This window comes from Psychrobacter sp. AOP7-B1-24 (assembly GCF_052376215.1).
GTDB lineage: Bacteria > Pseudomonadota > Gammaproteobacteria > Pseudomonadales > Moraxellaceae > Psychrobacter.
This window is the reverse complement of the sequence record NZ_JBQSVL010000043.1, coordinates 1-24,653: the sequence shown is the minus strand read 5'-3', so window position 1 is coordinate 24,653 and position 24,653 is coordinate 1. Positions and strand designations below refer to the sequence as shown.

Annotated in this window: 22 protein-coding genes and 2 pseudogenes; 13 read left to right on the top strand and 11 right to left on the bottom strand. The window is 39.7% G+C overall.

Annotated features, from left to right (window positions below):
* Positions 1-35 precede the first annotated feature (35 nt).
* The 5 genes from parA to ACT3QP_RS09620 all read left to right on the top strand — a co-directional run bounded on the left by parA (position 36) and on the right by ACT3QP_RS09620 (position 7,050).
* The gene (gene parA, locus ACT3QP_RS09640; protein WP_095570671.1) at positions 36-674 is read left to right on the top strand and encodes a ParA family partition ATPase; all 639 of its coding nucleotides are present in this window, start codon (positions 36-38) and stop codon (positions 672-674) included.
* Positions 675-677: 3 nt separating this feature from the next.
* Positions 678-887 (top strand): chromosome partitioning protein ParB, encoded by a 210-nt coding sequence (locus ACT3QP_RS09635; protein ID WP_192992484.1) that lies wholly within the window; start codon positions 678-680, stop codon positions 885-887.
* A gap of 322 nt (positions 888-1,209) precedes the next feature.
* Positions 1,210-2,751 (top strand): type I restriction-modification system subunit M, encoded by a 1,542-nt coding sequence (locus ACT3QP_RS09630; protein WP_444525316.1) that lies wholly within the window; start codon positions 1,210-1,212, stop codon positions 2,749-2,751.
* Complete coding sequence (locus tag ACT3QP_RS09625) at positions 2,748-3,956, top strand: restriction endonuclease subunit S (RefSeq protein WP_444525315.1); 1,209 nt, start codon at positions 2,748-2,750, stop codon at positions 3,954-3,956. The genes ACT3QP_RS09630 and ACT3QP_RS09625 overlap by 4 nt, the downstream gene beginning before the upstream one ends.
* Positions 3,949-7,050 carry an HsdR family type I site-specific deoxyribonuclease gene (locus ACT3QP_RS09620; protein ID WP_444525314.1) on the top strand — a complete coding sequence of 1,034 codons (3,102 nt, stop codon included), beginning with the start codon at positions 3,949-3,951 and terminating at the stop codon, positions 7,048-7,050. The genes ACT3QP_RS09625 and ACT3QP_RS09620 overlap by 8 nt, the downstream gene beginning before the upstream one ends.
* 384 nt (positions 7,051-7,434) lie before the next feature.
* Here ACT3QP_RS09620 and codA read toward each other — a convergent pair whose 3' ends face one another.
* The 5 genes and pseudogenes from codA to ACT3QP_RS09595 all read right to left on the bottom strand — a co-directional run bounded on the left by codA (position 7,435) and on the right by ACT3QP_RS09595 (position 13,819).
* A complete protein-coding gene (gene codA, locus ACT3QP_RS09615) occupies positions 7,435-8,685 on the bottom strand; it encodes a cytosine deaminase (RefSeq protein WP_442256606.1) in 1,251 nt (416 codons plus the stop codon).
* A 35-nt stretch (positions 8,686-8,720) separates the two neighbouring features.
* Complete coding sequence (locus ACT3QP_RS09610; RefSeq protein WP_442256607.1) at positions 8,721-9,869, bottom strand: PucR family transcriptional regulator; 1,149 nt, start codon at positions 9,867-9,869, stop codon at positions 8,721-8,723.
* A 3-nt stretch (positions 9,870-9,872) separates the two neighbouring features.
* Positions 9,873-11,129: a cytosine permease gene (gene codB / locus ACT3QP_RS09605; protein WP_252962451.1), complete on the bottom strand. Its 1,257-nt coding sequence runs from the start codon at positions 11,127-11,129 to the stop codon at positions 9,873-9,875.
* Positions 11,130-11,914: 785 nt separating this feature from the next.
* Positions 11,915-13,114, bottom strand: a pseudogene (locus ACT3QP_RS09600) (IS256 family transposase).
* A 135-nt stretch (positions 13,115-13,249) separates the two neighbouring features.
* Complete coding sequence (locus ACT3QP_RS09595) at positions 13,250-13,819, bottom strand: PepSY domain-containing protein (RefSeq protein WP_443540723.1); 570 nt, start codon at positions 13,817-13,819, stop codon at positions 13,250-13,252.
* A 457-nt stretch (positions 13,820-14,276) separates the two neighbouring features.
* Between ACT3QP_RS09595 and ACT3QP_RS09590 the strand changes: the two genes are divergently transcribed.
* Positions 14,277-14,867, top strand: coding sequence for a recombinase family protein (locus tag ACT3QP_RS09590; protein WP_095568369.1), 591 nt, complete (start codon positions 14,277-14,279; stop codon positions 14,865-14,867).
* 253 nt (positions 14,868-15,120) lie between these two features.
* On the opposite strand, the gene ACT3QP_RS09585 is transcribed toward ACT3QP_RS09590, so the two are convergent.
* On the bottom strand, positions 15,121-15,984 hold the full coding sequence (locus ACT3QP_RS09585; RefSeq protein ID WP_095568368.1) for a DMT family transporter: 864 nt from the start codon (positions 15,982-15,984) through the stop codon (positions 15,121-15,123).
* A 147-nt stretch (positions 15,985-16,131) separates the two neighbouring features.
* On the opposite strand from ACT3QP_RS09585, the gene ACT3QP_RS09580 reads away from it, so the two are divergent.
* Entirely contained in the window at positions 16,132-17,052 is a 921-nt protein-coding gene (locus ACT3QP_RS09580) for a LysR substrate-binding domain-containing protein (protein WP_442256618.1), read from the top strand.
* 187 nt (positions 17,053-17,239) lie between these two features.
* Entirely contained in the window at positions 17,240-17,854 is a 615-nt protein-coding gene (locus ACT3QP_RS09575; protein ID WP_058025961.1) for a DedA family protein, read from the top strand.
* A 42-nt stretch (positions 17,855-17,896) separates the two neighbouring features.
* Here the strand turns inward: ACT3QP_RS09575 and ACT3QP_RS09570 are convergent, their stop codons facing one another.
* A complete protein-coding gene (locus tag ACT3QP_RS09570) occupies positions 17,897-18,211 on the bottom strand; it encodes a DUF4298 domain-containing protein (protein ID WP_058025960.1) in 315 nt (104 codons plus the stop codon).
* 144 nt (positions 18,212-18,355) lie between these two features.
* Here ACT3QP_RS09570 and ACT3QP_RS09565 point away from each other — a divergent pair, with 144 nt between their 5' ends.
* Together ACT3QP_RS09565 and ACT3QP_RS09560 are read left to right on the top strand one after the other, a co-directional pair.
* Positions 18,356-18,697 (top strand): IS630 transposase-related protein, encoded by a 342-nt coding sequence (locus tag ACT3QP_RS09565; protein WP_058025959.1) that lies wholly within the window; start codon positions 18,356-18,358, stop codon positions 18,695-18,697.
* Entirely contained in the window at positions 18,645-18,893 is a 249-nt protein-coding gene (locus tag ACT3QP_RS09560; protein WP_095570664.1) for a transposase, read from the top strand. The genes ACT3QP_RS09565 and ACT3QP_RS09560 overlap by 53 nt, the downstream gene beginning before the upstream one ends.
* Before the next feature lie 50 nt (positions 18,894-18,943).
* On the opposite strand, the gene ACT3QP_RS09555 is transcribed toward ACT3QP_RS09560, so the two are convergent.
* Both ACT3QP_RS09555 and ACT3QP_RS09550 read right to left on the bottom strand, forming a co-directional pair.
* Positions 18,944-19,642, bottom strand: a complete 699-nt coding sequence (locus ACT3QP_RS09555) for an LrgB family protein (RefSeq protein ID WP_087041101.1) — start codon at positions 19,640-19,642, stop codon at positions 18,944-18,946.
* A 9-nt stretch (positions 19,643-19,651) separates the two neighbouring features.
* Positions 19,652-20,143, bottom strand: a complete 492-nt coding sequence (locus ACT3QP_RS09550) for a CidA/LrgA family protein (RefSeq protein WP_443508044.1) — start codon at positions 20,141-20,143, stop codon at positions 19,652-19,654.
* Positions 20,144-20,278: 135 nt separating this feature from the next.
* Here ACT3QP_RS09550 and ACT3QP_RS09545 point away from each other — a divergent pair, with 135 nt between their 5' ends.
* Both ACT3QP_RS09545 and ACT3QP_RS09540 read left to right on the top strand, forming a co-directional pair.
* Positions 20,279-21,169 (top strand): LysR family transcriptional regulator, encoded by an 891-nt coding sequence (locus tag ACT3QP_RS09545; protein ID WP_443508043.1) that lies wholly within the window; start codon positions 20,279-20,281, stop codon positions 21,167-21,169.
* Positions 21,170-21,178: 9 nt separating this feature from the next.
* A pseudogene (locus tag ACT3QP_RS09540) lies at positions 21,179-21,385 on the top strand (integrase core domain-containing protein); the annotation flags it as partial.
* A gap of 116 nt (positions 21,386-21,501) precedes the next feature.
* Here the strand turns inward: ACT3QP_RS09540 and ACT3QP_RS09535 are convergent.
* Both ACT3QP_RS09535 and ACT3QP_RS09530 read right to left on the bottom strand, forming a co-directional pair.
* Positions 21,502-22,785 (bottom strand): dicarboxylate/amino acid:cation symporter, encoded by a 1,284-nt coding sequence (locus ACT3QP_RS09535; RefSeq protein WP_095570672.1) that lies wholly within the window; start codon positions 22,783-22,785, stop codon positions 21,502-21,504.
* 75 nt (positions 22,786-22,860) lie between these two features.
* Positions 22,861-23,556: an aspartate/glutamate racemase family protein gene (locus ACT3QP_RS09530; protein WP_095570663.1), complete on the bottom strand. Its 696-nt coding sequence runs from the start codon at positions 23,554-23,556 to the stop codon at positions 22,861-22,863.
* A gap of 115 nt (positions 23,557-23,671) precedes the next feature.
* On the opposite strand from ACT3QP_RS09530, the gene ACT3QP_RS09525 reads away from it, so the two are divergent.
* Complete coding sequence (locus ACT3QP_RS09525; RefSeq protein ID WP_095570662.1) at positions 23,672-24,559, top strand: LysR family transcriptional regulator; 888 nt, start codon at positions 23,672-23,674, stop codon at positions 24,557-24,559.
* Positions 24,560-24,653 lie beyond the last annotated feature (94 nt).

The window sequence follows — 24,653 nt, the reverse complement described above, 5'->3', positions numbered from 1 at the left end:
TATATACTTAATGCGTGCCACAGGGATCTGTATTTATGAAAGTAATCGCGGTATTAAATCAAAAAGGTGGCAGCGGCAAGACTACCATCGCAACGCATCTGGCTCGTGGCTTACAGTTAAAAGGCCATAGTGTTCTGCTAGTAGATAGCGATCAGCAGGGCAGTGCGCGTGACTGGAGAGCGGTTGATGAAGACAATCCGGTACCAGTGATCGGGCTTGATAGACCAACACTGGATAAAGATTTAAAAAGCGTCTCTGATAAAGATTATGTGGTGATCGATGGATCGCCGCAAGCTACTAGTCTGGCTATTTCTGCTATAAAAGCGGCTGATTTTATATTGATTCCGGTGCAGCCGAGCCCCTATGATATCTGGGCGACCAGCGATTTGGTTGATTTAGTGCAGCAGCGTATTGAGATGATGGATGGCCAACTAAAGGCAGCCTTTGTCGTTTCACGCGCCATTCAAAATACCAATATTGGTAAAGAGGTGGCAACCGCGCTGCTTGATTATAATCTTCCGGTATTAGAGACCAGAGTGATGCAGCGAGTTGCTTATCCTAATAGTGCTGCCCTTGGTAAGACAGTATTTGATACCGAATCGCCTAATAGCAATGCGATACAAGAGATAACTGCATTAGTCAGTGAGATTCAAACATTTTTTGGTGAGGAGTAAGTCATGAGTTTATCAGCAGGTCGTCCTAGTAAGAACGTTAAGGATCAGTTAGCGCTATCGGATGTGACGGACAGTCCCAAAAAGACGGTACGTGTGAATTTTAATTTAGATGGAGATAAACACATTGCGCTCAAGCGGTACGCGCTTGAAAGCCGAAAAACGGTGACTGAGTTGTTGACTGAAATGATTGAGGAAAAATTGGTTGAGCGATAGGTATAAAAAATTCGTTTTTCTATACCTATAAAAAGGATATGTATAAAAAACTCAAAAAACTATACATGTTATCGAACGCTGTAAACCTTTCTAGTATCATCGGATGTCTGTTTTCTTAAGTCAGACGCAGAAGCAAGGTCCAAAGAAAATAACAATGGCAAAATTAGCACTGTTGCTTAGGTCGGCACCATACAATAGAACCAGAAACGGTTAGCAGCGCTAAGGTATATCGTCCTTAATCAAAGTTTATTACTTACCAATTGAATTTATACAAAATGTGAGGTGCTTCTATGCCTCACTATTATTTTATAGGATTTTTATCATGACTAGTACCCAACAACGTGCCGAACTACACCGCCAAATATGGCAAATTGCAAATGAGGTTCGTGGTTCAGTCGATGGCTGGGACTTTAAGCAGTATGTACTCGGTACGCTGTTTTATCGCTTTATCAGTGAGAACTTTGCCAATTATATTGAGGCGGGGGATGAGAGCGTTAATTATGCCGCTCTTCCTGATGAAGTGATTACTGCTGATATTAAAGACGATGCGATTAAGACTAAGGGTTATTTCATATACCCAAGTCAGCTGTTTGCTAACGTAGCGGATAATGCGCATAGAAATGAGAACTTGAATACGGATTTGGCCGCTATCTTTAAAGAGATTGAAAGCTCGGCCAATGGCTACCCGTCTGAGCCTGATATTAAGGGTCTGTTTGCGGATTTTGATACCACCAGTAACCGATTAGGTAATACGGTCGCGGATAAAAACACTCGTTTAGCTGCGGTCCTTAAAGGGGTAGCGGGCCTTAAGCTGCATCAGTTTGAGAACAGTGAGATTGATTTATTTGGCGATGCTTATGAGTATCTGATCTCAAACTATGCGGCCAATGCGGGTAAATCAGGCGGTGAGTTCTTCACCCCTCAAAGCGTGTCTAAACTGATTGCTCAAATTGCGATGCACAAACAAGAGACGGTTAATAAAATCTACGATCCAGCTGCAGGCTCTGGCTCTTTGTTATTACAAGCTAAAAAGCACTTTGATAACCACATCATTGAAGAGGGGTTTTTTGGTCAAGAGATTAACCACACCACCTATAACCTTGCACGTATGAATATGTTTTTACATAACGTGAACTATGACAAGTTTAATATTAAGCTTGGTAATACGCTGTTAGATCCGCATTTTGGGGAGGATAGACCCTTTGATGCGATTGTCTCTAACCCACCGTATTCAGTGAAATGGATTGGTAGTGATGATCCGACCTTAATTAACGATGAGCGCTTTGCGCCAGCGGGGGTATTGGCCCCTAAATCAAAGGCGGACTTTGCTTTTGTGCTTCATGCATTAAATTACTTATCGAGTAAGGGCCGCGCCGCTATTGTCTGCTTCCCTGGGATATTCTATCGCGGCGGTGCTGAACAGAAGATCCGTCAGTATTTGGTAGATAATAACTATGTAGAGACGGTGATCTCCTTAGCACCCAACTTATTCTTTGGTACAACTATATCGGTCAACATACTAGTTTTATCAAAGCACAAGACAGAGGGTAAGACGCGGTTTATTGATGCCAGTAAGCTGTTTAAGTCAGAGACCAATACCAATGTGCTAACCGATGCGCATATCAAGCAGATCATGACGTTGTTTGATACTAAAGAAGATACGGATTATTTGTCTGCAAGCGTTGATAACAGCGCTATTGCTAAAAATGACTATAACTTATCGGTAAGTGCTTACGTAGAGGCAGAAGATACGCGTGAGGTTATTGATATTAAAACTTTAAATAGCGAACTTAAAATGACAGTTGCTAAGATTGATAAGCTGCGTGCTGATATCGATAAAATCGTTGCGGAGATTGAGGCATGAGTGAGCTAAGTTATATGGAAAAGCTACTTGATGGGGCTGAGGTTGAGTGGAAAAAGCTAGGAGACGTAGCAACGCTGCAACGAGGTCGGGTGATGTCTAAAGGGTATTTGAATGAAAACCCTGGTAAATATCCTGTATATAGTTCACAAACCGCAAATAATGGGAAGATCGGGAGTATTGATACTTTTGATTTTGAAGGTGAGTATGTCAATTGGACCACTGATGGAGCTAATGCAGGTACAGTTTTTTATCGAACAGGCAAGTTCTCAATCACCAATGTAAGTGGGTTAATAAAGATTAATGATACTCTTAATCTGAACTATAAGTATCTATTTTATTGGCTCTCTACTGAAGCAAAAAAGCATGTTTATGCAGGAATGGGTAATCCTAAATTAATGAGCAATCAAGTTGCAAAAATCCCCATTGCAATTCCACCAATTCGAGTCCAAAACGAAATCGTCCGAATTTTAGACACATTTACCGAACTTACAGCAGAACTTACAGCAGAACTTACAGCAGAACTTACAGCACGTCAGCAGCAGTATGTGTACTATCGTGATCAGTTGCTGACGTTTGAAGAGGGGGAGGTTCAACATCTACCCATGGGTACGAAAGGTGTTGGTGAATTTGTTAGAGGGAAAGGATTGCAAAAGAAAGACTTTACTAACGCAGGTGTCGGTTGCATTCACTATGGCCAAATTTATACACAATATAATACATATGCATACAAGACCCAGTCTTTCGTATCTAGTGAGTTTGCAGAAAAAGCAAGAAAAGCACAGCAGGGTAACTTAGTTATAGCTACTACTAGTGAAAATGATGAGGACCTATGCAAGGCTGTAGCTTGGCTTGGTAGTGAGGAAATAGCTATAAGCAATGATGCTTGTATTTATAAACATACATTAGATCCAAAATTTGTTAGCTATTTTTTCCAAACTGAACAGTTTCAAGAGCAAAAAAGACAATATATAACCGGTACTAAAGTCAGGCGAGTAAATGCTGATAATCTCGCAAAAATAAAAATCCCTGTACCTTCTATGCTAGAGCAAAAACGCATCGTCTCTATTCTCGATAAATTCGACACCCTAACGACATCGCTAACAGAAGGCCTACCGCGTGAAATAGAACTACGTCAGCAGCAATATGAGTATTACCGTGACCTGCTTTTAAACTTCCCTAAGCCTGAGGTACTGGAGCATGACTGAACAAACAAAAACCATTGCTGAATCGAATAATTTCATCGTTTTAAATAAATATACTAAGTGCGATCAGCCTGATGGAGGCTATCAGACTGAAGATGATCTAGAGCGTGAACTACTCAAAGACTTACAAAACCAGGGATATGAGTTTGCCCCTGGTTTAAACTCGCCTGAAACGATGCTTGCTAACGTACGTGTACAGCTGCAGAGCTTAAATGAGGTGCAGTTTACAGATGCTGAGTGGAAGCGCTTTGTCATGGAGTATCTGGATAATCCTAGCGATAACATTACGGACAAAGCTCGAAAGATTCATGATGACCATATCTATGATTTTACCTTTGATGATGGCCACCTGAAGAACATTGCCCTGCTGGACAAAAAAAACATCCCACGTAACAAAGTACAGGTCATTAAGCAGTTTGCTCAAAAGGGCACACAAGCCAATCGCTACGATGTGACTATTTTGGTCAATGGCTTGCCGCTTGTGCAAATTGAGCTTAAAAAACGTGGTATTGCCATTCGTGAAGCATTTAACCAAGTACATCGTTATAGCAAAGAGAGCTTTAACTCCGATAACTCCTTATACAAATACCTACAGCTGTTTGTGATCTCAAACGGTACTGATACCCGTTACTTTGCCAATACCACCAAGCGCAATAAAAACAGCTTTGATTTCACCATGAACTGGGCACGATCAGACAATACCTTAATCAAAGATTTAAAAGACTTTACCGCCACCTTCTTTCAAAAAAACGCCCTATTAAACGTGCTGATGCATTACACCGTCTTTGATGTGAGTAATACCTCATTAGTGATGCGTCCATATCAAATTGCTGCTACCGAGCGTATTTTATGGAAGATAAACAGTGCTTATCAAGCCAAGAAGTGGAGCACTCTTGAGAGTGGCGGCTATATTTGGCATACCACAGGCTCAGGTAAGACTTTAACCAGCTTTAAAGCTGCCCGCTTAGCAACGTCGCTACCTTTTATTGATAAGGTGTTTTTTGTGGTGGATCGTAAAGATCTTGATTATCAAACCATGAAAGAGTACCAGCGCTTCTCCCCTGATAGCGTTAATGGCTCTGACAGTACCGCAGGACTCAAGCGCAACCTTGAAAAAGATGATAATAAAATTGTTGTCACCACCATTCAAAAGCTAAATAACCTGATCAAAGGTGAGGCTGACTTACCCATTTATAATAAACAAGTGGTGTTTATCTTTGATGAGGCACACCGTAGCCAGTTTGGTGAAGCACAAAAGAACTTAAAGAAGAAATTTAAAAAATACTACCAGTTTGGTTTTACCGGCACCCCTATCTTCCCCGAGAATGCCTTGGGTGCAGAGACAACTGCCAGTGTGTTTGGCCATGAACTGCATTCATACGTTATCACTGATGCCATTCGTGATGAGAAGGTCTTGAAGTTTAAGGTGGACTACAATGATGTACGCCCGCAGTTTCAAGCCATTGAGAGCGAACAGGATGAGAAGAAACTCACAGCTGCTGAAAACAAGCAGCTGTTATTACACCCCGATCGTATTGAAGAGATCTCAAAGTACGTTTTAAAAAGCTTTAAGCAAAAAACCCATCGCTTAAAAGGAAGCGGCAAAGGCTTTAATGCCATGTTTGCCGTCAGTAGTGTGGACGCAGCAAAGGCTTACTATGAGACCTTGAATCAGCTACAAAAGGACAGCGAGAGGCCCTTAAAGATTGCCACCATCTTTTCCTATGCTGCCAATGAAGAACAAGATGCAATTGGTGATATTGCTGACGAAGGCTTTGAGCCTACCGCCATGAATAGCAGTGCCAAAGAGTTTTTAAGCCGTGCTATTCATGATTACAACGAGATGTTTAAGACCAATTACGGCGTAGACAGTAAGTCTTTTCAAAACTACTACCGTGATCTTGCAGGACGCGTTATTAAGCAGGATGTGGACTTACTGATTGTTGTCGGTATGTTCCTCACAGGTTTTGATGCGCCGACCTTAAACACGCTCTATGTTGACAAAAACCTTCGCTATCACGGACTGATGCAAGCGTTCTCAAGGACTAACCGCATTTATGATGCCACTAAGACCTTTGGCAATATCGTGACGTTTCGTGACTTAGAGCAAGCGACCATTGATGCCATCACCTTATTTGGGGATAGAAACACTAAAAACGTCGTGTTAGAAAAAAGCTATAGGGAGTATCTAGAAGGCTTTACTGATATTGCGACAGGCAAAGCACGACGAGGCTATTTGGAGGTGATTAAGGAGCTGCAGCAACGTTTCCCTAACCCTGATGAGATTGTCAAAGAGGCGGACAAAAAGGACTTTGCTAAGTTATTTGGCGAGTACTTACGCGTCGAGAACATCTTACAAAACTATGATGAGTTCGCGAGCCTAAAAGCGCTTCAAAGCATAGATATTACTGATAATGAGGCAGTTGAGACATTCAAAGCTGAGCACTATTTGACGGATGAAAATCTTGCTGCCATGCAAAGCATCGAGGTACCTGCTGAACGTACAGTACAAGACTATCGATCAACGTACAACGACATACGTGACTGGCTGCGCCGTGAAAAAGCAGCCAAGGATCAAAGCGAGTCCTCGCTTGACTGGGATGAAGTGGTTTTTGAGGTGGATCTTCTTAAGTCTCAAGAGATTAACCTTGATTACATCCTTGAGCTGATTTTTGAGCATAACAAGAATACCAAGGATAAGTCCGCCTTAGTCGAAGAAGTACGCCGAGTGATTCGAGCAAGCCTTGGTAATCGTGCTAAAGAAAGCCTGGTAGTAGATTTCATCAATAAAACCAACTTAGATAACATCCCTGATAAATCCAGCATTATTGAGGCCTTCTTTAGCTTTGCTCAAACAGAGCAGCAGCGTGAGGCGCAAGATATGATTGCTGCTGAAAATCTTAATGAAGAGGCGGCTAAGCGTTATATAACGGCATCTTTAAAGCGTGAATACGCCAGTGAGAATGGTACGGAGCTAAATGAGGTCCTACCTAAACTAAGTCCTCTTAATCCTCAGTATCTAACCAAGAAGCAAAGTGTCTTTCAGAAAATATCGGCTTTTGTTGAGAAGTTTAAAGGCGTGGGTGGGAGGGTGTGATCGATGAGGCTGAGTGCTCTAAATGCTGCGCAACTAAAACACCCAAGTTAAACTGCACGGGTTTGATGGCAGGGATTAATCTGACCCCTGCCGTCAATTTCATCCACTCAAGCTGGGAATATTCTAGTCAGACAATTAGCAGAATTTTTTAGGTATACCGTATTGTGTGTAACTGCTATTTGCTAACAGGGTATAAGCAGTTACAAAAAGTTTGGGAAAGGCTCGCTGGAGAATTATACAAAATTCTTTTTCGGACATAATATATGGTTTGCTTGAACCATACCCCTAGAGATCTTAAAAGATCTCCAGTTACACAGAATCAGGGATGGGCTCCAAGAAAATACTCTTGAAAGCATTTTTAGTGGCTCGTAAAAAACCATTCTTTTATTCAATTAACGGTATCGTTTGATTCAGAGTAGCAGGTTGTCTAGATATGAGTATCTCTCCCTCTCTTACAGAGTATAAAACATCACCTTGTTTTTGGATTACTTCGACATCATTGCTACCTTCAAGAATAATAAAGTTTGCAGGTTTACCTACTTCTATACCGTAGTTTTCAGATATATTAAGCGTTTTAGCGCCATTATCTGTAATTAAGTCTAATGCGGTTTCTAGATCCTCGTATCCCATCATATGACATGAGTGAATCCCTGAGTCTAGAACACGAAGTAGTTTTCCATTACCTAGTGTATACCATGGATCTTGTATGGAGTCTTGACCGAAACATATATTCATTCCAGCATCTTTTATTTCTTTAACTCGTGTGATACCTCGAATCTTAGGATAACCATCAAATCGTCCTTGTAGATGCATATTTTCAGTAGGAAGAGCAATAAAATTTATTTTAGATTTTTTTAGTAAACGAAACAATTTGGAACAATACGCATTGTTATAAGAGTGCATTGCAGACGTATGGCTTGCTGTCACTCGTTCTCCAATTCCTTTTTCTAAAGCGGCTGTAGCCAATACCTCCAAAAACCTTGATGCGCCATCGTCGATTTCATCACAATGGACATCAACTAACTTTCCATGCTTTTCTGCAAGGTCGATGATCCATCGCATCGACTCAACCCCATATTCTCTAGTATATTCAAAATGAGGAATACCACCGATGACATCAGCACCTTGTTCAAGTGCTTTTTCCATTAGCTGCTTACCGTTGGGAAAGGACAAAATACCTTCTTGGGGGAATGCAACTATTTGTAAATCAATATAAGCACTGAGTTTTTCTTTTAAAGCGACTATTGCTTTTAAGGCAACTAATTCAGGATCGGTAATATCAACATGTGTTCGAATATGTTGAACGCCATTTTCGACCAATAGTTGTACGGCTTTTAATACTCTTCGCTGAACATCTTCGCTAGTTAACATTGGCTTACGTTCAGCCCAACGCTCTATCCCTTCAAACAACGTGCCACTTAAATTCCAGTTTGGCTCGCCTACTGTAAATACAGCATCAAGGTGAATATGAGGCTCAACAAATGGAGCAGACAGTAAATTCATTTTTGCATCAAGACTTGACTCTAATGGAATGACTAAGCCATCTTGCTCGATAATACTTACAAATCTTCCATTTTCGCATTCAATGCTATGTAAGCCCTGTTTACCGCGAAGTTTTGCATTGTTAATAATCATAATATCTCCTAATTGATAATCATATTTTATAAAATTTAACTGATGAAACGAGCTGCAATGAGTGCTATTTGTAAACTTAGTCGCTGCTGAGCATTGCTTAAATTAATACCCGTCAACGTTTCAATCTTTTGTAATCGATTAGATAAAGTGTTTCTATGTATATTCATTGCCAATGCTGTCTGACGCATCGAACATAAATTATCAAAATAGCAAACTAAAGTAGTTTTTAGAACCAAACTCTGAGTATCATGTTTGTTGAAAATATCACCTAGATACTGACGACAAAAAGATTCAATTTCATTGTTATCGACATGAGTAAAAAGCTGAGCAATACCTAACGAGTTGTAATGTATAACTTCGTTTCTATCATTATCTCTATGAAATTTAGCACTTTGCCTTGCCTGTGAAACTGCTTTATAAATGACTTTTAATTCTTTTGCATCGCTAACACCAATAGTGCAGTGAAAGCCATATGCAAGCAGTTTTTGATGCAGTTGATTCCATCGTTTCATACTATCATCACAGTATTCTGCTGATGTCGGCATAATTGCTAGCCAACCTTGATGCAGCTCTGTAATAGGAAGTTGCACACCCTCGTTCAGCATGAACTGACTAATTAAGTAATCTCCTTTAATGACCTCTTCATTAGTAATACGATTGAATTTAATAAAAGCGACAGATAACTGTTGATCGGGATTAAGTCCTATTTCTGTGGCTTTAATCAAATCTATTTCAGACATGCTTGGGTTATCTGCTAAGTTTCGTAGAAACCAACGATTGGATTTATTATTGAGACCATCCATAATGATCGCATTAGATAATATTTCGGTAACATTGACCATTGGCAATGAATAAGGCTGTTCAAAAATAGGAAAGTGTTGTTCATTAGCAAAATCTAAAACTTCAATAGGAATGGTATCTAGATAGGGTGAGTGGGTTAAAATCACTAACCCACTCGTACATTGCTTTTTTGCTTTTTCAATGAGAGTAATAAGTTCTTGAACAGTCCACTTCCAATTTAACCCTGTAACAAAGATCAACTCTCCACCTTTTGTCCAATTTTCAATCTCTGTGTTTTCTGCAATATAGGGCCAGCGTATCGCATTTTTACTGCCCTGCAGACCGGCTCTAAATCGAAGAGCTTCTAGTCCACTTATTTGATTTAACGATCCAATAGATATCATTAATTAAATACTCTGTTCTTGTTGAGTTTTTACAGTAGAGAGCTTCAATAATATTGTATAAGCAATAGCAGAAGTAATAATGCCAACAAGTGGAGCAATCCAAGGTGAAGCGTAAGCACAACCTGAACCAATCACGTAAGCTGATAATCCAACTATATTGTACTTTGGTAATTCGATACTGCTTAAATCTGGCATATTACCTTTATATTTCACCCAAAAATCTGTCATGATAATCGCACCAATTGGTGGAATGAAGGTCCCTAGAAGTATTAGAAAGGGTATTAGCATGTTATACATGCCCATGACAGCTAATACAGTGCCTAATGCAGCACCGAATAGGGTGACTAAACGCCTTTTATCTGTTCTGAACAAGTTGCATCCTGCAGCTGCAAAATTGTAAATAGTATTATCTTGGGTAGTCCAAATATTAGTGAATAGCATTAGGATAGCGACAAGCATGAAACCTTGAGCAACAAGCACATCAACGATATCCGCTTGTTGATAGATAGCAGTACCAAAAGCACCGACAAATACCATCAAGCCATTGCCAATAAAAAATGCTGCTAAAGTACTTATAACCGCTACTTTTCCTGATTTAGCAAAACGGCTCCAATTTGTCGCTTGCGTGCCTCCACTTACAAAAGTGCCAAATACCAAGGTAATTGCAGCTGCGATTGGCATACTCTCCGTGGGCTCAATAGCTATAAATTCGGAAATACCACCTATATCGAGAATGCCTTTGTAAAAACATAAGCCTATAAAAAATAGCATCGCAGGTACGGAGACTTTTGAAAGAATTTCTAACGCTTTATAGCCTATATAGGCACTGATACAAAACCCAAAACCAAAAAAGATCATCAATGGCGTGAGCCATGTATCTGGTAATTCCAGCAACTTGACAATGATAATGGCAATCGTCGCAGTACCCCATGCATACCAACCGATTTGTGTAAATCCTAATACAAAGTCAGATAACTTACTTCCATTTAGTCCAAAACAATATCGACCTAACAACACGGTGTTTAAACCAGTTTTACATGCAATGTAACCTAAGCTTGCTGCATAAGATCCAAGCAATAAGTTACCTATGAATATAATAGAAATTAGCTCGTAAAATGAAAATGATTTACCAAGTGTACCGCCTGCCCACATTGTAGAAGTAAAAAATGTAAAGCCCAATAATATTGACATCATGGACCATAAACCTTTTCTCTTGTCAGTTGGTACAGCACTCAAAGGGTAGTCGTCAGATTGATTCATTATTCAATATCTCTAATTTGGAGGTTGTAACTTACAAATAGCAACCTTTATGCCAATATTAAAAAGAAAAAAATAAGTGACAAAACAATCATTAACCCTTTCCGTAAATGTACCATATGAACAGTACCTGTTTTAGTGAGGAATGAGGTTGTTTGGAGAGTGCGAACGGATGCACCAAATTAATCTTTGCATGTCCTTAAATGGTGCATGGTGATCTCTCTAATAAGTAAGAGCAGTTCCGAATGAAACAGTTTTAGGACTGTTGTAGGCTTAGTAATTGAAAAGAAGATGAATAACGGAAAGGTAAAGCATGAGGGTTTTATTTCGAATGCAAGAATCTCTAAGTAATAGCAAGTATATCTCTTGCAAAATTACCAATTCATTAACTTTCGCTGACGGATTTACGAGGGCTAGAAATAGCTTATGTGAGGGAGTCTAGTGGATTGAAACTATAACTGATGTAAAAATCATTAATGGACGAGAAGGGGTTCATGTGAACTTGAGAAAATATTTGAATCCATGCACTAGATAAATAGCTTAATAAAAAATCTCGGCTTCTTTATGATAAGTTAGAGCTGATGCCCATCCGTAACTGGACGTCTGCTCTTAATCGCTTTATGATTATGTTCGATGAGCGCGTTAGTAAGCATTTAATCTAAATTGCAGTTACACAGAATTCGGGATGGGCTCGACTATACATATAAGAAATCGAGCCGAGTAGTTTCGCCTCCGATATATTTAGGGCGGTTCAAATAGAGGGCGTTCAAAACTCTGTGTCAACTAAATTAAAGACGCATCACCGAATCTAATCGACCAGGGAAATAGATAGACAGCTGCATCATCGTCTGTCCCCAATTACGAATCGGCATCGTTCACTTGGCAGAGGCATTTAACATACCAACATACAACAATTTGAGCAAGCTGGTTTCATTCGGGAAAGCGCCTTTGGTTTTAGTAAGTTTACGAAACTGACGATGTACCGCTTCCACCGCATTGGTGGTATAAATAGGCTTTCTGACTGCTTCAGGATACTTAAAATAGGCAGATAGTAAATGCCACTTGTCCCGCCAAGACTTAATCACCGCCGGATACTGATCGCCCCAAACAGCCTCTAAATCATCAAGAGCCAGTTCAGCTGACTCCTTATTAACTGCCTTATAAACAGGCTTTAAATCGCGCATAAAGGCTTTTTGATCACGACTAGCTACATAACGGATACTATTACGGATTTGGTGAATCACACACAGCTGTACTTCTGTATTGGGGAAAATGGCATTGATGGCTTCAGGAAAACCCTTTAGGCCATCCACACAAGCGATGAGAATATCTTGTACGCCACGATTGTGTAAATCTGTGAGCACAGATAGCCAGTAGTTTGCCCCTTCGCTTTCAGAGCAATACAGACCAATGAGTTCTTTTTTGCCTTCGGTATTAAGTGCCAATAGCGTGTAAATGGCTTTGCTGACATAGCGTCCTTCGTCTTTGACCTTGTAGTGAATCGCATCAAGCCAGACAAACGGATAAACGCTGTCGAGTGGACGAGATTGCCATGCTTTAAACTGCGGTATCAGCTCATCAGTGATGCTACTGATGGTCGCCTCTGAGACCTCAAGTTGGTATATCTCAGCAATGTGGTGGCGTATGTCACGGTAACTCATGCCATGAGAAAATAGCGATAGGATGCGGCTATCGATCTCAGCGGTGAGTTTAGTTTGATGTTTCTTGACCAACACAGGCTCATATTCACCGTTACGATCTCGTGGGGTTTCAAGCTCGAAGCTACCTGCTGCTGATTTGACCGTCTTTTTGCTGTAACCGTTACGACGGTTGCTTGTCGTACTTTGTTCAAGGTGGCTTTGTATTTCGGCATTTAAGGCAGCTTCGGTGAGCTGTTTGATGAGTGGGGCAAGTACCCCGTCACTGCCTGTGATAGGTTTACCTGCTTGAATGCCTTTTAAGGCTTCGTTAAAGTCAAAGTTTTGCATGGTGTCATTCCTTGTTTTTTACATAGTTTAGGGGAATGACACAGAATTTTGAACACTACCTTCAAATATGAACCCACACTAAATACCAATAATTGTTTATTTAGACTTGCTATATACAATATAAGGTATCAGTAATTAATCATCACGATCAACGTCGCTTACCTGACTGCGCGTAATCTTACCAGTCCTGCAGTCGACAACAACTTTATGAATCTGATTGCCTTTACCAATTTCAACTTTGTAGACAGGCTTGCCAAAATCTATATCGAATTCTACTTCCAGCACTTTCCCTTTCAGCGTTTGGTTTGCTTTTTTTATGGCTTGAGACAAACTCACTTTTGCTTGTTTCATGGCCTTATATTCTGCCAAGTCTTCTTTGTCTAAACGCTCTGTGTCCCCTTTCGTGATCTTGCCTGTATTGGCATTCACGCTGACTTCTTGTTCATTATTGTTAGTAATGATGTTGATATCATAATGGCTATTTGCGTTACGATCTTCTTGATCAAAGTCTGCACTGATGATATCGCCTTTTACCGCTTTATTAGCAAGGGCCATCGCCTGCTCTAAACTGATTTTACTTTGTGACACTGCCGTTACCTCATTCATAGCAGGGGCTGCTTGACTGGCTGAAACCGAGGCCATGCTGAAGCTTACGACACTCAGTGCCATTACAAGAGACTTCTTCAATGTTGATAGTTTTTTCATAATAAAACCCTAAAATGCGTTAGTTTTTCTGCAGACTGTTTGTTAATTAGAATAAGAGATTGATTTCAAAATCAATAATGACATACAGCTAATCGCTATGTCTAAGTGATTTATGCTGAAAAACGTAACGGGCGTTATAACAAATAACGTTCGATAGAAGAATTCGATTTCATTGGTCCCCTTGGGGTATACCCCAAGGAAACCAGTTATTTTACCTTTCAAACCTATTAACAGACTACTTAAAGCAGACTGTTAGCATGGAACCCTCTATAACAGACTTTTGAATTATAAGACTGGCTGCTGTGCTTTTTTCCTATCATTAGCCTATACCTAAAAAATAAAACCTCTAAACGATACTCTATCTATCATTAGACTTATTTCTATTATTAAATGATATTAATATCATGATATTATCAATGGACATTAATTTATAAGTCTAAATAATATAGGTGGCGTTATGACCGTTCGTATTTATGTGAGAGCCAGCACTAAGGATCAAGACGCTAAGAGAGCCTTGTCTGACTTGATTAGCTTTAGCCAAAGCTATAACGATAACCTTGTTGAGTACGTTGAGCATTTCAGTGGTACAAAGCTCGATAGGCCAGTATTAGCTAAGCTATTAAAGGACGCTGATCAAGGCGATATTCTGCTGGTTGAAAGCGTGGACAGATTAAGCAGGCTATCTCAAGATGATTTTGCAATTCTAAAGCAGCGCATCAAAGACAAGGGCTTGCGATTGGTGGTGGCTGATCTACCAACTACGCATACGGTAAGTAAAGGCATGACAGGTGAGATCCTAACAGTGATTAACCATATGCTGATCGACTTATTAGCAACGATGGCAAAGCTTGATAACGATAAGCGTAGAGAGCGTATTAAGCAGGGGTTGGCGAACAGTGGTTATAAGCCCACTGGTAAGAAGCCTAATACAACGAAACACAATCGTATTAAAGAATTAGCCAGTCAAAACAATATGACGAAAGAGGAGATTGCTAAGGCGGTTGGTGTTGGGGTGGCTACGGTCTATCGGGTGTTAAAGCAGGACTAACAGCTGAATAGTTGAGGTATTTTAAATAACAGTTTGTCTTTTTTATAGACACGATACTATTAGATACATAAGAACCAACTTGGAAGTTTTTAATCATGCAACCGACTTATTATAGTGTCTAACAAGTAATCTACAGTTTCGTCAAGCATGAACCGATGTAAACGTTAAATAACATTTTAGTCTGATTCATAACTTTTATTATTTCTTATTATTTATGGCACATCAGCTTGATTAGGTTTTAAAAGCTATTATCCTACCCAGTTTTTTGTCTAAGCCTCATAGATTCGAGAGTAGCTAGCCATATCAAAGGTAGGATAATCAGCGCAGAACCTATTAACAAAGTCATATTTGGTACTTCGTTAAACCATATGATTCCAACCACCACCGCCCCTAGTAAACCTGAGTATTCCGCACTAGAGACTTTGTATGCTTCAATGTGTCGGTACACCTGTACGCATATACCCGCATAAATCAAAATAAATACATTTGAACTGGCGGCCGTAATCAATGAGCGCCAATCAAATGGCTGTCCTTCCCAAATAGCCAAACCAAGCGCAAATGGGATTCCTAATAAATTGGTCAAAAGTAGAGTTTGATAGACAGTATGATGTTGTGGAAGTTTACGAACTAACAGATTGTTTAGCGCCATGGTTACCGCCACTATAAGGGCAAACACCGCCCCTAAATTGATCTGTTTCGGTTGTACGATAACGAGGATACCAGCAAAACCTAATATAGAGGCTGCGATAGTCGGAAAGTTTAATCTGTCTTTATAAAATAAAAAACCCAGTGGTAATACAAATAAAGGGGCGGCATAAAAAATAGCATTCGCAGTCGCAAGAGGCAGTGCTTGAAGAGACAGTACCATGAATATCACACCCAATAACCACACGTGACTACGAACAAAGTGCCATTTTATATTACTGAATAACTTGTTCTTTTTATTAATTAAGCAAAACGGCAACAGCATTAAAACCGCTGTGCATTGACGAAACAGGATAAATTGATATACCGCCGTCTCAGAGGGCAAGGCCTTTATCAAGGCGTCTGAGAAGACCGCAATGATATTTCCTAGTACCAATAGCGTCATGGCAAATGCAACACTCATCTTTGGCATTCTTAGCCTCCTCGCCCTACTCTAAATTCAGAAACTGTTAAAACCCCAATGGGTTCATGCTGATTTAACGATCTGTCAGGCAGTATATGCAAGTAACGCTATGATGTATAATGATATAAACCATACTTAGTATTAGCTGAGGTAATAATGGATTTGCCCCCATTGCGTGCCATACAATGCTTCGAATCCGTTGCACGACTTAACAGCTTTTCAAAAGCAGCAGAAAGCCTCAATGTGACACAAAGTGCCGTGAGTCACCAAATACGCATCCTTGAAGAGTATCTTGGGGAAGCAATGTTTTACAGGCAAGGCCGGACCTTTTCGTTGACAGAGGTTGGTGAGCGTTATTTCACAGATGTGAGTGGCGCATTGGGTCTACTTTCAGATAGTAGTCAGATTATTAAACATGGAAAACCTGGGCGTATACGCTTAGCTCTGTACAGTTCAGTCGCAGTGAATTGGTTGATTCCTCGACTAGAAGACTTCTATAGACAGTATCCAGAAATAGAACTTACTTTAGATATGGTTAATCATCCCTCTGATTATAATGAGCAAAGGGCCGATTGTTATATCACCGTCAATCCTCCTCCACATGCTTTCATCAGTAAGTTTTTATTTGCTGAAACTTTATATCCTGTTTGTGGTCAAAAGCTTTGGGAGAAAATAAGAGATAAACCCCTTCCTGACGCATTGTGGCGGCATCCAATATTGTCTGTGAGATATGCAGATACGAGCGAGAATACAGCGGAGGATTGGCTGCGATGGTGTAAGGCAGGCGGATTTGAATTACCAAGCGATATAAAGATAAATCATTTTAGTCATGTACTATTAGCGATAGAAGCCGCACGGTACAATCTGGGTATTACTCTTACCAATAATTATATGATGCAGGATGATGCTTATAAACAAAATATCGTTAGAGTTCCAATGCATGAATTTCTAACAGGGGATAACTTTTACTTCGTTTGCAAGGAATTAAGGAATAATCAGGATGATATTATTAAATTAAGCGAATGGCTAGAATCCCAATGTAATGATACCCACCGAGCAAATCAAAGCAACCGATAACATCTTATTTTGGCATACCGGAGGCGCGCCGGCGCTATTTGCCTACGCTGATGATTTAGATATACGTTAACGAAACTTGCACAGCGCGTAAAACCTTCTAAATTGAAAAACCACTGATGAGCTAGTATCTTTTGCCTAAAGATTCGGCTTAGCAGCAGTATTGTTCATTCTATTATAAAGGTTTTTTATGGGTCAAATCAGTGACTGGGTACTCTCTATCACGGCGAAGTTTGGCTACTTTGGCATTATCTTTGCCATGTTTGCCGAAAACGTCTTTCCGCCTATTCCCTCCGAGGTTATTATGCCTGCTGCTGGGTTTGCCGCCTCAAATGGTGAGCTTAATCTCATACTTGCCATACTAGCAGGGACGCTTGGCGCGGTACTTGGTGCGTTACCGCTGTACTATTTAGGCCGCGTGTTTAATGAAGAGCGCTTGATAGCCTTAACCAAAAAATATGGCAAATTTGTTTTTGTAAAACCTGACGATATCAAAGCTACCAATGAGTGGTTCGATAAGCACGGTAAAAAAGCGGTATTCTTTGGTCGTATGGTGCCTGGTATCCGCTCGTTCATCTCGATTCCTGCCGGTATGAATAATATGCCGATGCTACCGTTTTTGGGGCTCTCCGCACTTGGTGCAAGCATTTGGACGACAGGTCTGACGTTCGCGGGTTACTATATGGGCCAAAACTACGAGGTTATTGAATCGACGCTCGCCCCTTACTCGACAGGTATTGGCATCCTTATCGTTGTCATTATTATTGGTTGGTTTGTAAAGCGGCGTTTATCTGATAAACACTAACAAACGCGCAGGCCGATAATCACTAAGTGCTAACGCCTTGATCTACTTGTCGATAGCGTCCAACCCTAAGCGCATCCAAGTAATCGCCTGCTCTTGATGCTCTGTCATCGCATTCCAAATACCGTCTTCGCTAAAGATAGAATGAGCCTCACCAGAGTGCTTAATCGTGACATCAGCCTCACGATCTTGTATCCACTGCGGACTTAAATAATACTCTTGTACCTCAGACAGTAGCGCTTCTGCCTCTCTCCAATCTTGCTGCGCCTGTAATAATTTTGACTGTAGAGCAGACCAACGCTCAAATTTGTGTTGTATGTCTTGTGGATCAATGTCTTGTGGATTAATAGCTTCGCTCATCATATAACTCCTATTTATAGTTGCAAAAATCTCTTTAGAATTTCAAATCAGCTAATACCTTGTCTTTACCTGTGATAATTCAAAGTATAGTAAACCCTACCAAGAACTGTTACGATAATTCTAAATTCCAGCTCGCTAATTACCATGACATACCCCATTACCCTTCGTAAAAAGGTACTACAGTCTCTTGAACAAGGCATGAGCGTGCGCACCGCAGCCAAGCTTTATGATATGAGTCCCACCACCATTATTAACTGGAAAAAAGACATCAGTATCAAGCCCATCGTCAGAGCACCGCGCAAAATATCTAATGATGCCCTAAAACAAGACATTACTGACTATCCTGACGCTTACTACTATGAAAGAGCTGCTCGTTTGGGCTGTAGTAAATCCGGCGTAGAAGCTGCCATGAAAGCGAGGATAAAGCAAAGCACTGCTTTGCCCGAGTGCAAGGGGAGAGCTATGCTCGAGTACCAGATTTCATAAGAACAAACGTATCAAAAAGCTATTAAACCGACATGGTCATCGTATTCTATGGCTGCCACCGTACAGCCCTGATTTGAACCCTATTGAAAAGAAATGGGCACAAGTAAAGTTTCTACGCCAAGGCTGGTTGGAAAACGACTTATCCAAGTTGTTTTATGATGTTTGTCCTAACCATAACAATTTTATTTTGAACTGACTATATCATATCTATTCTTAATATAGATTAGGGTCTCTATATATATTTGTTTAAACTTGCCCAAATAACATTACGCCATGTATTAATGAAGGGCCTAAGAATACCATAAACAATCCCGCTAAAATCATTGTTAAACTAGCTATAACGCCCTCGTCCTCATTGCGCTGACTTGCCCGGGCTGTACCAAAACCGTGTGATGCATTACCAAATGCGATTCCATTTGCAAGATGGGAGCGAATACGAAAAAAAGTCAAAATCATATCCCCTAAAATCATTCCCACCATCCCTGTAATCAAAGTAAACAATGAGACTAAAGAGGAAGATCCGTGAATTTTTTCAGATAAGTCTAACGCAAATGGTGTCGATATTGAACGGGCCATCAAGCTATAGGTCAAGGTCTTATCAAAATGGAACAAACCAGTGAATAGGTATATGCTTAAGACTCCCACCACCATCCCAACAGTTATAGAAGCGGTCAAAGCCAAAGCATGTTGACGTATTAAACGACGATATTCATAAATAGGTATAGCAAACGCAACCGTTGCGGGGGCAAGTAACTGCACAATCCAAGCTGTATCCTTCCAATAAGTATCATAAGAGATATTAAAGATAATCATTAATGAAAGCGTTATTACTGGAACCGTGATAGCTGGGTTTAGCCAAGATTTTCGATAGCGCACATAGATTACTTTAGCCATATAATAAGCAGCTAATGTCCAAATGAGACAAAGGATTGACCAGACATTCATTGTAAATCCTCACGCATTATCATTATCTTTTAGGTTTAATTGGGCTTTATGAATCTGATGTCGATACAATCTACGTTGCAAACGGTGCACCATAATAAAAGTGAATGCTGAGCTTAACATCACCATCGCGGTACTTAAGATAATTGTCAGCATTAATTGCCAGCCCTTACTGATAAATAGCGCCTTGTATTGAAGTATTGACATCATAAGTGGGATAAACATTAATACTAATTCACCCAAAACAAATTTTGCCCCCAGTCTGACCCAGTTAACCTTGATAGCACCACTCATTAATAAGATCAGCATTAAAGATACTCCTAAGACGCCTGAGGATACGGGTAAATGCAATAACTCAACCAATATCGCAGCACAATACCAGACAGCTGCGATAATAGCGCATTGCATAAGGACATGAAGCCATGATTGGCCATAGAACCTTTGAAGTGCCAGTTTTGTTTTAGCTAAAAAACAGGGGGATAGACGAAGATTAAGATTACGCATAATAGTTGTTGTTTGTTAACTCGACACCTCTTATTATAAAAATACCCTAGTCATAAATTATGAATTATATTTTTATTTTTATTCCTAATTCCTATAATAAATTTCATTATCCTTCCTAACCATGGTTTATTATTCATGATAACTTTGAAACAATTACGTTGCTTTGTGACAGTCGTAAAAACAGGTGGGTTTCTTCAAGCCAGTATTCAACTCAATCTAACCCAACCCACCGTTACCAAATCCATCAGTAACCTTGAAGAATATTTAGGCGTAGCTCTGTTTGATAAGCCGTTGACTCATAGAAAAAAGCGGCTAGTTAATTTAACGGAAATTGGCGAACACCTCTATATTCAAGCAGTGGATATCTTACAAAAGGCAGATAATCTTGAACAAACAGTAGTAGATTATCAGCAATTAATAGGTGGTAAGTTGCGTCTGGGGATTTCACCGTTAGGCAGTGAAATACTAAGCAAAGCTATTTTTAACTTTTACCAAATGCATCCTAGTATAGAAACCTCACTTATCGAAGATGGTGCTGAGTCACTTAAGCAGGCCCTTCTAGAGGGGCAACTTGATGTGGCAACATTGATGAAGCCGATTGACGATGATTTTGACTACTCGTCGATATGTTGCTATCCAGTGGTGGTCGTAGCAAATAAAAACCGTATGGGTAAGCGAAAAACCAAGGTAACACTTAAATCACTATCAAATGCACCCCTAATTTTATTTACCTCCAATTCATCATTTACTCCAATGATTATAGAAAACTGTCAATCACTAGGTTTTGAACCTAATATTATTTGCCAAACCAATCAGTGGCACTTGCTTCTTGACATGGTAAAACAGGATATGGGTGTGACTCTTTTGCCTCAATATTATACTCAAAAGTTGGATTTAACAGGATTAGTCTGCTTGCCACTAACCCAACCTCAGTTAAAATGGGAGCTTGTCATGGCTTGGCGCCGTCATCGCTTGCTTACACCAAGTATGCAAGCTTGGCTTGATAACATAAGAAAAAATATATAACTAGGCCTTGATAATGCTTTGGCTGTAACAGGGCATAGGTTATACAAAACAGAGGTGATTGAATATTTGAAAGCAGATTTGCAAGGTTTAGCGAATGTACAACTTGCGACATTGAATTGGGTAGATTGGTTCAATAAAAAGCGTATACACAGTGCATTGGGCTATGTATCGCCTTTTGAGTTTGGAGACCTTCCTAAATTTTGTGTAAGTATTTAATCTAAACGTCAGTTACACAGAATCTGGGATGGTCTCAGCACATAACCTAGTCTTTGTGCTTAACTTGACAACTATCTATTAAAATTAATACATTTACATTCCAACTTATAACTATTTTATAAACTTTTGTTTATAATTAATCCTTGTCCAGAATAGTTGTAAATTGACTCGTCTAACTCTTTCTCACTCTTACCGACTAGAACAGAAACCATCAAATCACCACAAACATTGACACTAGTTCGTGCCATATCGAGTATACGGTCAATACCGGCGACTATGGCCAGACCTTCTAGTGGCAGACCTACAGTAGTGAGAACTAGAGATAGCATGATAAGACCAGCACCAGGAACCCCAGCCGTTCCAATGGACGCCAAAGTCGATGTCATGATAATTAAAACATAATCAGAAAAAGCAAGGTCAATACCGAATGCTTGAGCGATAAAAAGTGCACAGACACCCTGATAAAGCGCTGTACCGTCCATGTTTATAGTAGCTCCCACCGGAAGAACAAAGCTAGATACGCCTTCCGATACACCCAACTCTTCACGCGCCGCCTTGATAGTAGCTGGTAAAGTACCTGAACTGCTAGTTGTAGTAAAAGCAATTACAGCGGGGTTAATTATTCCTTTCAAATAACGCATAGGATTAAGGCGTCCCAAGATACTCAATAAACTAGTACAAAACACGAGCACATGAATTAAGCAACCAATGTAAACTAAGGCAATCACTTTGATTAATGGCACTAGGACATCTAAACCATACTTACCAGCTACCCAAGCCATTAAACCAAAAACACCATAAGGTGCCAGTTTCATAACCAGCTCGGTTAGTTTATACATAGCTTCAGCCAAACTTTCAAACAGTTGTATAGCAGGTTTGGCTTTTTCACCGCAAAGCACTAATGCCACACCTAAGCCCAGAGCAAATACTATTATTTGTAAAATGTCGCCCGCCGCTAGTGCACCCACTGGGTTCTGGGGTACTAGGTTAAGCAAAGTTTCAATAAAGGTCGGTGCTTCTTCACTCGCAGCAGCAACGTCAGTTACAACCATATTAAGCCCTTTCCCTGGTTCAAATAGGAAGCCTAAGCCAAGACCAATAGTGATCGCTACAGCAGTCGTTCCTAAGTAAATAGTGACTGTCTTTATAGCTATACGACCCATTTTGCGAATGTCCTTCATTGAGGTCACGCCTACGATCAGCGAGAAAAACACTAGAGGCACAATTAGCATCTTAATGGCGTTGATAAAGAGTGTTCCGATTGGTTTTAATATTTCAGCATCGGGACCTAAGATCACACCGGCAACTATTCCTAATACCATGCCTATCAGGATTTTTTTCCAAAGTGAGAGTCGACCCCAAAAATTGGAACGGCCTTGTTTTATGTTTGCATTATTCATTATTGTTTCCTTCCATTTCATTAACTCTGTCCATAATATTTCCATTATTTAAATTGATATAATTAATACGTTTTTTTAAACATATTCCTTAGCCCAGTTAACACATTGCTGAGCAAGTATATCTAATGAGTCTAAACATTGATTTGGCATATCTTTCTCAAGTTGAGCTAATGCAATTGGAATTTCTGTACATCCTAATATCACTGCGTCAGCTTTCTGAAGTATCATGGCATTGAAAATAGGCTCTATTAACTTCGTACCATTTTCAATATTCCCAGATTTAACTTCATTAATTCCATTCATAACAGACGTTTGTTGTTCTTCATTAGGAATAAGAACATGAATGCCTTTGGCTTCCAAAGCTTCCTGATAGAGCTGAGTTTTGATTGTTGCATTAGTTGCTAATACCGCAATATTTTTATAACCAATATCACAAATTTTGTTCACTACGCTATCAATGATACTTATCGTATGAATGTTACTGTCTTGCGTTAATCTTCTATACCAAAAATGAGCAGTATTACATGGAATAACGATACAGTTGGCTCCGGCCACACTAAGCTCTTGAAAGCCATTTTTTAATTGTTCAAAAGGATCATTCTCTCCAGTCATGATAAAAGTCGTTCTATCTGGTACTTGAGGTATATTCCTTATAAGCATGGGTATATGCTCTTGGTCTGTTTTAGCAGGAGTAAGAGTAATCACTTTCTTCATAAATTCAGCTGTAGCTAAAGGTCCCATACCACCTAGCACGCCCAATATTTTATTCATTTTGAGAAACCAGAATATAAACGATAGGGACTAATCTATATGATTACTTGTCTTTTGATAAATGCTATTATCCTTAACCATATGCATAAATTGCATAATGTCAAAGGAAGTAGTTATGAATATTGAAAGTAAATGGCTAGAAGATTTTCTTATTCTTGCAGAAGTTAGAAGCTTTTCAAAAGCAGCACAAATCCGAAATATGACGCAGCCGGCATTTAGTCGTCGAATTCAATCACTCGAAGAAACAATAGGCTCGCAACTCATTGATAGAAGTAATGTGCCAATCAGCCTTACTCCTGTTGGTAGTGTATTCAGAACATCAGCTAGAAACTTAATGGGACAAATAACAGAGACGATAAACCATTTGAAGGGGCTATCAAATCTTGATGGAAGAGTAATCAAGGTTGCTGCGGCGCATTCACTAGCTAATAGTTTTGCCTCTAAATTGCATGACATTGCATCAGATATCATAGGATCTTCAATTTTGAATATTGAGGCTATCGATGTAGATCGTGCGATCGAAGCTTTGCAGGATGGTGAGTGTGACATATTGCTTTCATTTCATAATGAATTATTGAACCTACCACCCTACTTATCATTACTTATTGGTGAAGCAAAATTATTACCGGTATCCGCCTGCGACAATAAAGGTTTACCACTATATAAGTTTTCAGAAGAAAAGCCCTGTCCTTATTTATCGTATAGTCGCAATTCTTATATGGGTAGACAAATTGAAAAAGTTAGGTCGAAAGTAAATCTTAATATTGTGTTCTCTTCATCAATGACAGATTTGTTGAAACAACAGGTAATAAACGGAAAAGGTATTGCTTGGCTACCTGACTATGCTATAGAAAAGGAACTTGAAACAAAGCAACTAACAATTATTGGTAATTATGAGTTGGTCTTACCTATTTCTTTTTATGCATATCGCTATCAGGCCCGTTTACATGAGTCAGGAGAACGATTTTGGAATGAATTGGCAAAATTACAAGTAGGTGAATAGTGTCTTTAGAATTGAACCACCTATGTTATCCTGCTGGTGTATTTTAGCAGTTAATCTCTATTTGTAAGTGTTCTTATTTATTGGGGGGATTACC